This window comes from Natronorubrum sulfidifaciens JCM 14089, assembly GCF_000337735.1.
In the GTDB taxonomy this organism is placed as follows: domain Archaea; phylum Halobacteriota; class Halobacteria; order Halobacteriales; family Natrialbaceae; genus Natronorubrum; species Natronorubrum sulfidifaciens.
The window spans coordinates 390,114-402,660 of the sequence record NZ_AOHX01000039.1 but is presented as its reverse complement, the minus strand read 5'-3'; the positions used below and the strand labels follow the sequence as shown (position 1 = coordinate 402,660).

At 63.6% G+C, this 12,547-nt stretch carries 15 protein-coding genes and 1 pseudogene; 6 read left to right on the top strand and 10 right to left on the bottom strand.

Features of this window, described 5'->3' with window-relative positions; translation table 11 throughout:
* The coding region (locus C495_RS11860; protein WP_008163183.1) for a universal stress protein at positions 1 to 399 on the top strand (399 nt) is incomplete at its 5' end.
* A gap of 25 nt (positions 400 to 424) precedes the next feature.
* Here C495_RS11860 and C495_RS11855 read toward each other — a convergent pair.
* A complete protein-coding gene (locus C495_RS11855; protein WP_049890295.1) occupies positions 425 to 1,138 on the bottom strand; it encodes a class I SAM-dependent methyltransferase in 714 nt (237 codons plus the stop codon).
* Positions 1,139 to 1,158: 20 nt separating this feature from the next.
* Entirely contained in the window at positions 1,159 to 1,548 is a 390-nt protein-coding gene (locus C495_RS11850) for a DUF2267 domain-containing protein (protein ID WP_049890323.1), read from the bottom strand.
* Positions 1,549 to 1,695: 147 nt separating this feature from the next.
* Between C495_RS11850 and C495_RS11845 the strand changes: the two genes are divergently transcribed.
* Entirely contained in the window at positions 1,696 to 2,157 is a 462-nt protein-coding gene (locus C495_RS11845) for a universal stress protein (RefSeq protein ID WP_049890322.1), read from the top strand.
* An 11-nt stretch (positions 2,158 to 2,168) separates the two neighbouring features.
* Here C495_RS11845 and C495_RS11840 read toward each other — a convergent pair whose 3' ends face one another.
* From C495_RS11840 to C495_RS11820, 5 genes are all read right to left on the bottom strand, one after another.
* Entirely contained in the window at positions 2,169 to 2,594 is a 426-nt protein-coding gene (locus tag C495_RS11840; protein WP_008163175.1) for a universal stress protein, read from the bottom strand.
* A gap of 64 nt (positions 2,595 to 2,658) precedes the next feature.
* Positions 2,659 to 3,120, bottom strand: a complete 462-nt coding sequence (locus C495_RS11835; protein ID WP_008163173.1) for a universal stress protein — start codon at positions 3,118 to 3,120, stop codon at positions 2,659 to 2,661.
* Positions 3,121 to 3,187: 67 nt separating this feature from the next.
* Positions 3,188 to 3,613, bottom strand: coding sequence for a universal stress protein (locus C495_RS11830; RefSeq protein ID WP_008163171.1), 426 nt, complete (start codon positions 3,611 to 3,613; stop codon positions 3,188 to 3,190).
* Between the two features lie 93 nt (positions 3,614 to 3,706).
* Positions 3,707 to 4,489, bottom strand: a complete 783-nt coding sequence (locus C495_RS11825; RefSeq protein ID WP_008163169.1) for a 3-oxoacyl-ACP reductase family protein — start codon at positions 4,487 to 4,489, stop codon at positions 3,707 to 3,709.
* An 81-nt stretch (positions 4,490 to 4,570) separates the two neighbouring features.
* Complete coding sequence (locus tag C495_RS11820) at positions 4,571 to 5,299, bottom strand: SDR family NAD(P)-dependent oxidoreductase (protein ID WP_008163168.1); 729 nt, start codon at positions 5,297 to 5,299, stop codon at positions 4,571 to 4,573.
* A gap of 131 nt (positions 5,300 to 5,430) precedes the next feature.
* On the opposite strand from C495_RS11820, the gene C495_RS11815 reads away from it, so the two are divergent.
* On the top strand, positions 5,431 to 8,235 hold the full coding sequence (locus tag C495_RS11815; RefSeq protein WP_049890294.1) for a cation-translocating P-type ATPase: 2,805 nt from the start codon (positions 5,431 to 5,433) through the stop codon (positions 8,233 to 8,235).
* On the opposite strand, the pseudogene C495_RS17295 reads toward C495_RS11815, so the two are convergent.
* Positions 8,229 to 8,739 (bottom strand): annotated as a pseudogene (locus tag C495_RS17295) (universal stress protein). The gene C495_RS11815 and the pseudogene C495_RS17295 overlap by 7 nt on opposite strands.
* 116 nt (positions 8,740 to 8,855) lie before the next feature.
* On the opposite strand from C495_RS17295, the gene C495_RS11805 reads away from it, so the two are divergent.
* Positions 8,856 to 9,083: a hypothetical protein gene (locus C495_RS11805; RefSeq protein ID WP_008163165.1), complete on the top strand. Its 228-nt coding sequence runs from the start codon at positions 8,856 to 8,858 to the stop codon at positions 9,081 to 9,083.
* A 122-nt stretch (positions 9,084 to 9,205) separates the two neighbouring features.
* The gene (locus C495_RS11800; protein ID WP_008163164.1) at positions 9,206 to 9,688 is read left to right on the top strand and encodes a cupredoxin domain-containing protein; all 483 of its coding nucleotides are present in this window, start codon (positions 9,206 to 9,208) and stop codon (positions 9,686 to 9,688) included.
* Between the two features lie 15 nt (positions 9,689 to 9,703).
* On the opposite strand, the gene C495_RS11795 is transcribed toward C495_RS11800, so the two are convergent.
* Complete coding sequence (locus tag C495_RS11795) at positions 9,704 to 10,630, bottom strand: universal stress protein (RefSeq protein WP_008163163.1); 927 nt, start codon at positions 10,628 to 10,630, stop codon at positions 9,704 to 9,706.
* A 613-nt stretch (positions 10,631 to 11,243) separates the two neighbouring features.
* Between C495_RS11795 and C495_RS11790 the strand changes: the two genes are divergently transcribed.
* Positions 11,244 to 11,723: a universal stress protein gene (locus C495_RS11790; protein WP_049890321.1), complete on the top strand. Its 480-nt coding sequence runs from the start codon at positions 11,244 to 11,246 to the stop codon at positions 11,721 to 11,723.
* Positions 11,724 to 11,787: 64 nt separating this feature from the next.
* On the opposite strand, the gene C495_RS11785 is transcribed toward C495_RS11790, so the two are convergent.
* A complete protein-coding gene (locus C495_RS11785; protein WP_049890292.1) occupies positions 11,788 to 12,507 on the bottom strand; it encodes a DUF2270 domain-containing protein in 720 nt (239 codons plus the stop codon).
* Positions 12,508 to 12,547: the final 40 nt, after the last annotated feature.

The window sequence follows — 12,547 nt, the reverse complement described above, 5'->3', positions numbered from 1 at the left end:
ACGGATGCCCTCGAGTACGCCCTCGAGACGTTCCCCGACGCCACACACACGGGACTCCACGTGCTCGAGGTTCCGTTCGACCGGCCTCGAGACGCCGTCAGAGGGACCTATCTCGAGGAACTCCTCCATGAGCACGAAACCCGCGCCGAGACAGTACTCGAGTCGGCGACGACGCTGGCCGAGGATCGCGGGGTGACGATCGACACCGAAACCGTCGCTGGGGACCCGGCCGCAGAAATCATCGACTACGCCGAGGCGATCGATGCCGACCAACTCGTCATGGGCAGCCACGGTCGATCGCTTGCGGCGCGGCTGTTTACGGGCTCCGTCGCAGAGCGGGTCGCACACCGTTCGCCGCTGACGGTGACGCTCGTTCGGGGCGCGCCCACGGCGGAGTGAGTGTCACAGGATCGTGACTGGTGGCTCAGGACTCGAGCCGACAGAGAACGATCTCGACCGGGAGCCGCCAGACGGTCCCCGTGCGCGTCTCGTCGACCCGGAACCCGGCCTCACAAAGCGTATCACGCACGTAGATCGGCCGGCAGTCGACAGCCGTCGGGACCGTCTCGTGAACGCGGTCGTACAGCCACGTCGCCGGGCCGTCGCCGCGACGGGACAGCGAGACGACACAGAGCCGACCGCCGGGTGCGAGGACGCGTTGCCACTCCGCCAGCACAGCCAGTAGCTCGGTCGTCTCGAAGAGTTCGAGAACGTAACTCGCAAAGAGGGCGTCGAACGTGTCGGCTGTGAACGGCAACGCCGCGCCGTCGCCAGTCACGACGACACCACGCTCGAGGTCGGCATCGGCGAGTGCGTCCCTTGAGGCACGGACCATCCCGTCCGCGAGGTCGAGTCCGACGGCCGCCCCGTCCGGCTCGACGGCTCGAGCGAGCGCGACGAGGGCGGTGCCGGTGCCACAGCCGACGTCGAGCACGCGCTCGCCCGACTCGACAGCGAGGAGGTCGAGCCCGGCCGTTCTGGCGGGGGCTTCGAACGGATCGGCGACCCAGTCGTACCAGCCGCTAATCCGGCTGTACCACTCTCGAGCGGCCGTCTTCGGCCGGGAGACGCGGCTGATCGGTCCCGGTGGGTCGTTCGTGACGCCCCCACACCTCGTTGGCGCGTTGTTCTCTGTCATGGGTCGCTGCTCGCTGGTGGTCACCCCTCGGCGGTCTCGATCAGTTCGAACAGTGGATCGAACTCCTCGGGTAGTTGCCCGTCGATCTTCTCGAGGTTCCCCGCGGGGACGACCTCCGCGACGACTGCCAACAGCTGCTGGGCGTGGTAGTTCGCGTCGGCGCGGTCGACACCCTCGCGGTCGGCGACCCGGTCGAGGAACTCCTGATAGTCGAACCGCTGACCGTGTTCGGCGTGGGTCAGATAGCGATCGATCTCCATCGGCAGCGGGCTGGCGAGATCGGTGGCCTCGCCCTCCTGTAAGCGCTCGCCGAGCGTCGTCAGGACGGCTCTGGTCGCCCGAACGGCCTGTCCGAACTGTGCGTATTCGAGTCGGTGCTGGACCTGCCCGATAAATTCCTTGTAGTTCATCTCAAGCGCTCGGCCGTACACCGACGAGACGGATAAAGGGCTGCCGTCAGCCGGCTGATCGTGACTCGAGGGAGCCGTTTTCGACGCTCGAGCGTGGCTGTCCATCCCTGCATACTCTTTTGAGACTACGCGAAGTACGGGATGGTGATGTCTCGTCAACTACTCGTTCCTGTCGACGGCTCGCCGCTCTCGAAACGGGCACTCGAATACGCGTTCGACACCCATTCCGACGCGACCGTCGTCGCGCTACACGTGATCGACCCGTCGGAGCCCGGCTATAGCTCCATGACACCCGTCGACGTCAGAAACGAACCGCCCCACGGCTCCGAAGCGTGGTTCGAACGGGCGGCTGAAGAGGAGGAACTCGTTTTCGAGGAAGTTCGCGAACTGGCCGACGAACACGACGCTGATCTCACGACCGAAAGTGTGACCGGCGACGCCGCCCGCGAAATCATCGACTACGTCGAGGATCACGACATCGACGGCATCGTTCTCGGCGGCCACGGGCGGCTGGGCCCCTCCCGTCTGTTGCTCGGCAGCGTCGCGGAGATGGTCGTCGCCCGGTCGCCGGTGACCGTCACGGTCGTTCGGGACACACCCGAGGAGTGACGATCTCGGTGTTATCGGACGACCGTCACCGGCACGCTCGCACGCTTGACGACGAGTTCGGCCGTACTCCCCATCCGTGCCTCGGCGACGTTCCCCCGACCGCGGCTGCCGATGACGATCCCGTCGACGCCGGTCTCTTCGACGGCAGCCACGATCGTCTGTGCCGGCGAGCCGACCGCCGTCTCGGTCTCGATCACCACGCCCTCCGTGTCGACGGCCTCGAGCGCGTCCGCAAAGAGCGTCGCCGCCTCGTCGTGTTGTTCCGCGAGCCAGTCTTCGGTCAACGGCGGGAGTCGGTCTTCGTCGGGCGTGAGCTCGAACGGATCGATCGCATGAAAGACCACGAGTCGTGTGTCCGGAAACATCTCGAGTGCGTACTCAAGTGCAGCCTGTGCGTGGGACGAGCCATCGTGTGCGACGAGAATCGATCGCGACATCGTATCCCGGTGTTCGAGCGTGACGATAGTAAAGCTACGCGCCGTGATCGACGGGGCGGCCCGGTCAGTCGCCGCCGACGGTGGCGTCGGGAACGACGAGGACGGGGACTGTCGCCGTGCGAACGACGCGGTCTGCCGTACTGCCGAGGAGCGCCTCTGTGACCGCGCCACGCCCGGTCCGACCGAGCACGAGCTGGTCGATCTCGTGTTCGTCGGCGTAGCTCAGGATCTCGTCGGCAGGACGGCCTCGACGAACGGCCCCAGTGACCTCGACGTCGTACCTGTCGGCGCTCGCGGTGAGCTCCTCGAGCAGTCGTTCTTTCGACGCCTCGAGTTCGTGGACGTCCGCGATGCCGAACGAGAGCGGCCCGTCGCTGGTGTCCATGACCGTCAGCAGGTGAACGACTGCGTCTTCTCGGTCGGCGATCGCGAGCGCGCGCTCGAGGGCAGCCCGAGCGGCGTCGCTCCCGTCGGTCGGGACGAGAATCGAACGAACAGGGTCGACGGCGTGATCCGGTGCGGACATTGAGTTGGGCAAACGTCTCGTTCGACTCGCCTTAGTCGTTTCCGTGCCAGCAACTGACGACAGACGGCTATCTGACGACGACGACGGGGATCGGTGACCGACGCACGACCATCTCCGCGACGCTCCCAAGCAGCACCCGTGAGACGCCCTCTCGGCCGTGACTGCCGATGACGACCGTCTCGTACTCGTCGGTCTCCGCCTGCTCGACGATCTCTCGAGCCGGTTTCCCAGTCGCAACCTCGGTCTCGAGGTCACGGTCGTGTTCTGCTGCGACCGTGATCGCCTCCTCGAGGACGTCCTGTCCGCGCTCGTGGGCCCGGTCGATGTCGGCGGCCCGGTGTTCGGTGTCTTCGAACGCAGCCCAGTAACCTTCGGGAAGGGGCACAACGTTGAGTGCCGTTACGGATGCATCGGGGAACGTCTCGAGGGCGTACTCGAGGGCATCCGTCGCTTGTGGCGAGCCGTCGTAGGGGACGAGAATGCGTTCGCTCATAGAGTGCCATACGCCAGCAGCCGACATAATACCACCCGCCCAGTGGCCCGAATCGAAACCGACGGCGCCACTGCTCCGATATACGGGCCGTCTCTACCACTCCATCCCGCCGTTGATCCCGATGACTTGCCCGGTCATGTAATCGGCGTAGTCGCCGGCGAGGAATCGAACCATCCCGACGATGTCTTCGGTATCGGCGAACCGATCGAGCGGGATGTCCTCTCGAATCTGGTCGCGCACGCGGTCGGGGACCTTCTCGAGCATGTCGGTTTCGGTAAAGCCCGGCGCGACGCAGTTCGCCGTCGAGCCGTGTCTGGCGAGTTCGAGGGCGATCGTCCGGGTGAAGGCGATGAGGCCGCCCTTCGACGTGGCGTAGTTGGCCTGGCCGTAGTTGCCCTGCTGGCCGACGACGCTCGAGATGTTGATCAGTCGTCCCTGATCGGCCGTTTTGATGTCGTCGTAGAACGCTTTGGTGCAGTTGAACGTCCCGTTCAGGTTGACCTCGATCACTCGGCTCCAGTCCTCGTAGGTCATATCCTCGAACTTCCGGTCGATCGTGATGCCGGCGTTGTTGACGAGGACGTCGACCGAGCCGAGTTCATCGTGGACCTCCTCTGCCATCCGGGCGACGTCGTTCGGATCGGAGACGTCGGCACCGACGGCGATCGCTGTCTCGTCGTTCGCCCGAATTCGTTCGGTCACCGCCTGTGCTTTCTCATCGGAGCTGCGATAGTTCACGACGACGTCCGCGCCACAGCGCGCGAACTCGAACGCAATATCCCGACCGATCCCGCGCGAGGAGCCGGTAATGAGACAGGTCTTATCCGACAGTGGTCGGCGATCGAGGGGGTCGAGCCGTTGGACTGTTTCGGACATACGGTCGGGCCTACACCGTCGATCATGTTAATCTTGCGTCCGCCTCTCAGCGGCTGCCGGAGCCGGGCACCGATGGCGGCTTTAGAAGGCCGTCCAGCCGCCGTCGACCGGAATGTTCGCCCCAGTGATGTACGATGCGTCGTCGGAGGCCAGAAAGGCGGCCATGGGTGCGATTTCCTCCGGCTGACCGTGCCGATCCATCGGCGTTTTCTGCTCGAGATAGCTGTAGAAGCGCTCGTCCTCGAGTAAGTCCTCTGTCATCGGCGTTTCGACGAAGCCCGGACAGATGCTGTTGACGCGGACGCCCTCGGTGGCGTAGTCGATCGCGACCTGCTGGGTGAAGTTGACGACGCCGCCTTTCGCCGCGGAGTACGAGGCTGCACCTTTCCCGCCGACGAGGCCGTAGATCGAGCCGAGATTGATGATCGACCCGTCCGTCTCCTTGAGGTGGGGCAGCGCGGCTTTCGTCCCGTGCATGACGCCATCGAGGTTGGTCTCGACGACGGCTCGCCACTCCTCGAGGTCCATCTCCTCGACCGAGGTCACGCTTGCGACCCCGGCGTTGTTCACCATGACGTCAAGGCCGCCGTATGTCTCGACGACGCCCTCGACGAGCGCCTCGACCTGTTCGTAGTCGCGGACGTCACAGTGTTCGAACGCACAGCCGAGGTCGTCGGCCGTCGCCGCGCCCGTCTTCTCGTCGATGTCGGCGATGACGACGGTTGCACCGTCCGCGAGGAATCGCTCGGCGATTGCCTTGCCGATGCCGACTGCGCCGCCGGTCACGATCGCGATTTTCTCTTCGAGCATCGTGACCCGCGCCTACATCAACCGCGTATAAATCGATTTGGCCCGCTCTCGTGTGGGGACAGCTCGACAGTCGAGACGTCTCATTCGGGAATGCGATTAAATACTCCACGACAGATACCACCTAGATACACGTGTCACGGTCAGCACAAGACGAGCGACCCGAACCAGCGTCGGACCGCGACTGGCACTCGAGGGTGCTCGAGGATGTCTATGCAGCACTGGAGACGTCGGAACGGGGATTGACCTCGGACGACGCACGCGAACGCCTCGAGCGCGAGGGACCGAACGAGATCGAAGCCGAGGAGGCAATCTCACCGCTGCAGATCTTCATCGACCAGTATAAGCCGGCACTGATCTGGGTGCTGATCGTCGCGGCGGCGGTGATGGCGCTCGTCGGCCACGTGATCGACGCCGGAGTGATCGCCGGTGTGGTCGTCTTCATCACCGTCTTCGGCTTTTTGCAGGATTACCGCGCCGAACAGAGCATTCAGGCGCTCAAGGAGATGTCGACGACGTACGCGATGGCCAGACGGGACGGCGAGAAGACCGAACTCGACGCCACGAAGCTCGTCCCCGGCGATATCGTCTTCGTCGAGTCGGGCGATATCGTCCCGGCTGACGCCCGGCTCCTCGAGGAATCCAATCTGAGCGTCGACGAGGCGGCGCTGACGGGCGAGAGCGTCGGTGTCTCGAAGGAAGTCGGCGAGGTCGACACGGAGACCTCGCTCGCCGAGCGGGAGAACATGCTGTACAAGGACACCGTCGTCGAGCGTGGCTCGGGGATGGCGGTCGTCGTCGAGACCGGCCCCGAGTCCGAGATCGGCCAGATCGCGACCGCGCTCGAGGAAGCCGAGGAACGGGACACGCCGTTTCAGGCGGAGATGGACCGGCTGGGCAAACTCATCGCACTCGGTGTCGTCGGCATCGTCTCGGTCATTGCGGTCACGGAACTCGTGATCGGGGATACGCCGCCGCTGCAGGTCTTCCTGACGGCGGTCGGGATCGCCGTCTCGGCGGTGCCCGAGGGGCTGCCCGCGGTCGTCACCCTCTCGCTTGCCCTCGGTGCGCGGCGGATGGCCGACCAGAACGCGCTCGTACGCCGGCTGCCGATCGTCGAGGCGCTTGGCTCGGTCGACGTCATCTGTACGGACAAGACGGGGACGCTCACCGAAGAGGAGATGACCGTCCAGCGAATCGTCGCCAACCGAGAAACCTACGAGGTGACCGGCACCGGCTACGACATCGAGGGCGAGTTCCGACGGGACGACACGCCCGTCGACAGTGACCGCGTCGCGGAGGTGATGCGCTGTGGGATGCTCTGTAACAACGTCGACGTCGGCACCCGCGAACGAGATGCCGACGACGGCGAAGCTGGCGAGTCCGGCGGACGGGAACGAACGTATCTCGGCGATCCCACCGAGATCGCACTGTTCGTCGCCGCCCAAAAGGCCGGCTTCGACCACGACGAACTCGACGAGGCCTACCCCCGACTCGGCGAAGTCGACTTCACCTCCGCGCGAAAACGGATGACGACCGTCCACGAGACGCCCGACGGCGAGATAGTCGCCTATATGAAAGGCGCACCCGAGACCGTCCTCGAGCGCTGTGACCGGGAACTCGTCGACGGCAAGTTCGTCGACCTCACCGACGAACGCCGGCAGGAACTCGAGGCACAGACCGAGTCGTTCGCCGAAGACGCCCTGCGCGTGATGGGGTTTGCCTACCGGCCCGACGTTCCTGACGACCAGACAGAAACGCCCGATGAATCCCTCGAGCAAGAGATGGTCTTCCTTGGTCTGCAGGGGATGCTCGATCCGCCCCGGCCGGAGGTTCCGGGCGCGATCGAAGGCTGTCTGGACGCCGGCATCAACGTCGTGATGATCACCGGCGACAACGCCGTCACGGCGCGGGCGGTCGGCAAGGAGGTCGGCCTGCGATCGACGCGTGTCGTGACGGGGCCCGAACTCGAGGAGATCAGCGACGAGGAACTGCGTGAGATCGTCGACGACGTCGACATCTTCGCCCGCACCTCGCCCGACCACAAGACACGCATTCTCAAGACGCTCCAGTCGAAAGGCCACACGGTCGGGATGACCGGCGACGGCGTCAACGACGCGCCCGCCGTCAAGAACGCCGACGTCGGGATCGCGATGGGGATTCGTGGCACCGACGTCACGGAACAAGCTTCCGATATCGTCTTGCTCGACGACAACTTCGCGACGATCCGGGATGCCGTCAAAGGCGGTCGACGGATCTTCGACAACGTCCGTAAGTTCGTCAACTACCTCTTATCGGGCAACGGCGGCGAGGTGACGATGATCTTTACGGGGACGCTCGCCGGACTCGGACTCGTGATCACGCCGATTCAGGTGCTCTGGATCAACGTCGTCACCGACGGGATTCCCGCGCTCACGATGGGTGTCGACCCCGCGGCCGACGACGTGATGGAACGGGAGCCTCGGCCGCCCGACGAGGGTGTTATCACCGACCGGATCGTCACCTCGATCGTCGGCATCGCGATCTTCATGACGGTCTGTCTGCTCCCGCTGTTTACGCTCAACTTCTACGGCGAGCTGGTTCCGGGCTATGACGTGACGGGAGCAGTGCTGGGCTGGAGTCCCGGCTACGAGGTCGGCCGAGAGCTCGCCCAGACGATGGTGTTCACCGGGTTCGTCGTATTCGAGATCGTCCGTATTCAGGCGGTTCGGTTCCGATACGGGCTCGGACTCTTCTCGAACAACTGGCTCGTCGCCGCGGTCGGCATCGCGGTCGTGTTGCAGCTGCTCGTGCTCTACACCTCGACCGGACAGCTCCTGTTCGACGTCGAGCCGCTCGCGCTCGTCCACTGGGCTCAGATCGGGATCGCTGCGGCGGTGTTCGCACTGCTGATGGCCGCCTTCGTGAAGGTTCAGGATCGGTACTTCGATCGCTACTGACTGTCCGACACCCGTTCGGGCGCCGCGATCGCGTGCTCGAGGGCGGTCGCCGCGCTGTGGCTCCCGTCGGTCGGCACCACGAGTCGCTCGAGGTCGGCCTCGAGGCTCGTCTCCTCGTGGACCGTCGCGACCGGAACGGGCGACTCCTGTAGCGTTCGCTGGGCGACACTGCCGAGGCGGAACCGATCGAGACCGCCGCGACCGTGGGTTCCTATGACGATCAGATCGACGGCTTCTGTCTCGGCGTACGCGATGAGTTACGCGGTAGACGTCACCCTCCGGGTCGCGGATCGCCGTCGTCACCTCGAGGTCTCGAGCCGCCGCGCGGTCGGCGAGGTCGTCGACTGCTTGCTCGCCGTCGTCAGCGCCGCCGATGAGCGCCCGCTCGGCGACGTGAACGACGTGTATCGTCGCATCGAACCGTTCAGCGAGTCGGATCGCATACGCGCCTGCACTGTCCGCTATCGGGCTCCCATCAGTCGGCACGAGGACTGTCTCGTACATGTCGAGCCCACTTCCACGGCCGCCGAAAAGTAGCTTGACCCCGATCTGGCGTCTTCGTGTCGTGATCGTCGCTGGTATCCCAACGAGTTACAAACCGTGCGAACGTAGCCCATGATATGGGCCCCTTCAACTGGCAGTGTCGCCTGTACGGCCACGACTGGCGCCACCCCTGGACCCACGAGGTCGTTGTCACGGCGGAGAACGACTCCGTCTACCCGGTTCGGTGTGATCGCTGTACTGATACCCGGCTGTTGGACCGCAACGGGAACAGCTGGCGACTCGAGGACGGTGACGGCCCGTCGGTCCACGAGCACGCACTCGAGTCCGAACCATCCCAACGTTAGCAGTGATTTCAGCAGTCCGTATCACCAGTCGGTAGCGTCCTCGTGGCTGTTAGATCTATGTTCACGAATTTCTGTCACGCAGTGAACGGGTATTAAGAAACAAGAGGATGTTTTAAATACCGATGGCAGAGAACGAGCGACTCTCTCGACGGACAGCGCTGACGATCGCGGGTGCAACCGGGATGGCAGTGCTTGCTGGCTGTGGTGGAAACGGCGAGGAGAACGGCAACGGCGAGGAAGACGAAAACGGTAACGGCGCGGCCGAAGACTGGGGTGAGGTCGACGAGTTCTACTTCGATGGTCAGATTTCCCACTGGGGCGGCATCGAACCGGCGATCATCGAGGGCGAAGAGAACCCGACGATCACGCTCATCGAGGGCCAAGAGTACACGTTCAGGTGGGTCAACGCCGATGGCGTCGAGCACAACCTCGAGATCCGTGACGAGAACGACGACATTATTGACGAGTATCAGAGCGACGACGTCAGCGAAGAGGGGGAGGAAGCGTCGATCGAGGGTGTCGTCGCAACGACGGAGATGACGACCTATATTTGTACGTACCACGAGGAAACGCAGGTGGGAGACATCACTGTCGAAAGCGAATAACGCGTGCACTGAGAGTCAGTGGCGACGATCGTCGCCACGCATCGGCACACAGACGACCGGCACGTCGGCGTTCCGGACGACGTTCTCCGTGACGCTTCCCAGCAGGTGCCGTGTCATACCGGAGCGACCGTGTGTCCCGATCACGATGAGGTCGATCTCGTTTTCCGTGGCGTAGTTCAGGATCACTTTCGCTGGCGGGCCACTCGCAACCGTCCCCATCACGCTGACACCGGCGTCGACGGCTCGCTCGCGAACGGCCTCGAGTGCGGCCCGTCCTTCGTCCTCGAGTGTCGAGAGGAGCTCCGTCGGCTCCGTCCTCGATGGAAACCGACTCGTGTCGACCGAGTAGAGCGTGTGGACCATCGCATCGAAAACGGTCGCGAGTTCGAGTCCCCAGTCGACGGCGACCGCCGCCCCGTCGCTGCCGTCCGTCGGGAGGAGGACAGTCTCGGTCTGTGTCGAAGACAGCGGTGTGTCGGCCGCGCCCAGTGGGACCGCACACACCGGAACGGCGACCGTTCGCAGGACGTTTTCGGTCACGCTGCCAAGCGTCACCCGCTCGAGTCCCGTTCGGCCTTTCGTCCCCATCGCGATCAGGTCGATGTCGGCCGCCTCGACGTAGCTGTCGATAACCCGAAACGGAGTGCCACGCTCGGCCGTCGTCGTGACCTCGAGCGCTGGTGCCGTCTCTCGGACCATCCGTGCGACGGCGTCGACGGCCACGTCGGCGTCGGCGTCGATCGCCGCCACCGCCTCGTCCTCATCGCGTCCGAGAGCCGACGAGTCGGGCTTGGCTTCCGACGTATCGACGACTGAGAGCACGTGGACATCCGCCCCGGTTGCGACAGCCAGCTCGGTGCCACGTCTCGCTCCAGCAAGCGCCCTGTCACTGCCGTCTGTCGGTAACAACACCGAATCGATCCCCTCGAGACGCACAGACATACCGAGAGACTCCGGCAACGCTCTCAATAACTGTACGGGTCATCGGGAATGCATAACGGCGCCTTTCGAGGATGGGGCGTCGGTGTCAGCGGCCCGCTGTCCGGTCGGCCCCGCAATCGCCCACTCGACCGGAACCCGACTCGATCCATATCGTCGTATTGACACTAATATGATGGGAAATATCGTGTTACCATCGACCTCAGCCGGGTCCGGCCGTACGATGCTATTTCACCCCTCATATAACGGTATACTATCATCACCGATTACAGGCATATGTCTGTAAACATTTCCGGGTGAAAAGCACGGATTACCAACCGTATCGCGTGTCGAATATAATGCTACTCTGATATTTCGACTCGAGTAGTCGACCGAAGCCGGCTCGTTCGGCCGTCGAACGAGCGCGCCACCTCGGCGGCCGGCTCAGATGGATTGCTGTCCCTGTTTACCGCCGATCGCCAGCATGGGTCGGCAATCGGCAGTCAGTGACGACAGCAAACCGTATCAGACGGCACCGGTCGTCAGTCCCAGCGGACCGCCGACCGTCCGGTGGCCCACCAAACCCGGTCTCGATCCAGCCCTCGAAGTTATTGGGCCAGCCATAGAGACCGTACGTATGACGTTCGTTGTCCCATTCGATGGGTCGGAGCTCGCGGAAGCCGCGCTCGTCAGAGCAGCGGAGTACGGCGTCGCACTCGAGGAGGACGTGGTGGCCGTCACCGTCGTCCCGGAACGAAAACGATACGCTCGAGAGAAGGGCTGGATCGGCGAGGACGACGCGTACGACGTCAGTGCCGTCGTCGACCGCCTTCGCGCTCGAGTCGAGTCACTCACGCCGGAGGCGTCGTTCGAGTTCGAACGGATCCGCGAGTTCCCACCGGAGGCCCGGATCGCCGGTCATATCGAACGGCTGGCACTGGAACACGATCCGAGCGTCGTCTTTCTCGGCAGCGACAACGTCGGCCGTGTCGTGACGCCGCTGACGAGCGTCGGCGTCCACATCGCCGGCGACGAGACCTACGACGTGTTCGTCGTCCGCCAGCGCACACCGCCCAAACTCGAGGCGATCGAGCCCCATCCCGAGTTTTACCAGTAGTTGGTAGCACGGTTTCTTTATTCAGTGTGAGGTGTGAAACTCGCGTTCAGTACAGGGAACGAATTTATCCGTCCGTCTCTTTCCAGTCGTCCGGGTCTCCTTCACGGAATTCACCCTTGGCATGGCGCTCGTGGGGCCAGAAGGTGACGCCAAGGAGTACGACGTAGAACACACCTACAACGGCAACCACAGCAATTCCGGGGATACGGCCGATTTCAGCGGTTGTCAGCCAGTCCTGGCGCGGCGCGAACGCTGTAATCCTGAAGACCCACGCGACCAAGAGGACACTGAGCAGCGCAAGGTACACACGCCGGAGCCGGTTTGCGAGTGCTTCGTATACCGAGACTTTCAGCGTCGGCCTGCGATAATCCCTGCTCAGTTCCGCTCGCCAGTCGTGACTTTCAATGCCTTGGGACGGATCGAGGGCGTTTGCGAACAGGTTCTCTTGGATGACTCGAGCACGAGAGCGAAAGACGTCGTAGTCCCGGTACCGCCGTGCTTCGATTCCCAGAAAGATGGTGACAACAACGATCCCGATCAGCAAGATATAGTGTGGGTTATCGGGACTCGAAAACGCCCACGTCAAGATTGCTGCCATCAGCGTCACCGCCCACGTCGTCGTCTCGTCGAGGCGCTGGCGCCACGTCCCCACTCGGTCTATCTCTCCGCGATAGGCGTGGGCCATCACCGAACCGAGTCCCGTACTGTCGTCAACCATTTCACGACCGATCTCTCGTTGATCTGGTGCTGTTGGGTCGAACTCATCGCTACTTGAATCGGTCATAGAGAAGAGATGTCTCCCTGATTTATAAGCAGTTATGGCG

Excerpts from the sequence above, each read along its gene's own strand:
- C495_RS11855 (WP_049890295.1), bottom strand. The coding sequence starts at position 1,138 with ATGACAGAGAACAACGCGCCAACGAGGTGTGGGGGCGTCACGAACGAC.
- C495_RS11850 (WP_049890323.1), bottom strand. The coding sequence starts at position 1,548 with ATGAACTACAAGGAATTTATCGGGCAGGTCCAGCACCGACTCGAATAC.
- C495_RS11845 (WP_049890322.1), top strand. The coding sequence starts at position 1,696 with ATGTCTCGTCAACTACTCGTTCCTGTCGACGGCTCGCCGCTCTCGAAA.
- C495_RS11840 (WP_008163175.1), bottom strand. The coding sequence starts at position 2,594 with ATGTCGCGATCGATTCTCGTCGCACACGATGGCTCGTCCCACGCACAG.
- C495_RS11835 (WP_008163173.1), bottom strand. The coding sequence starts at position 3,120 with ATGTCCGCACCGGATCACGCCGTCGACCCTGTTCGTTCGATTCTCGTC.
- C495_RS11830 (WP_008163171.1), bottom strand. The coding sequence starts at position 3,613 with ATGAGCGAACGCATTCTCGTCCCCTACGACGGCTCGCCACAAGCGACG.
- C495_RS11825 (WP_008163169.1), bottom strand. The coding sequence starts at position 4,489 with ATGTCCGAAACAGTCCAACGGCTCGACCCCCTCGATCGCCGACCACTG.
- C495_RS11820 (WP_008163168.1), bottom strand. The coding sequence starts at position 5,299 with ATGCTCGAAGAGAAAATCGCGATCGTGACCGGCGGCGCAGTCGGCATC.
- C495_RS11805 (WP_008163165.1), top strand. The coding sequence starts at position 8,856 with ATGGGCCCCTTCAACTGGCAGTGTCGCCTGTACGGCCACGACTGGCGC.
- C495_RS11800 (WP_008163164.1), top strand. The coding sequence starts at position 9,206 with ATGGCAGAGAACGAGCGACTCTCTCGACGGACAGCGCTGACGATCGCG.
- C495_RS11795 (WP_008163163.1), bottom strand. The coding sequence starts at position 10,630 with ATGTCTGTGCGTCTCGAGGGGATCGATTCGGTGTTGTTACCGACAGAC.
- C495_RS11790 (WP_049890321.1), top strand. The coding sequence starts at position 11,244 with ATGACGTTCGTTGTCCCATTCGATGGGTCGGAGCTCGCGGAAGCCGCG.
- C495_RS11785 (WP_049890292.1), bottom strand. The coding sequence starts at position 12,507 with ATGACCGATTCAAGTAGCGATGAGTTCGACCCAACAGCACCAGATCAA.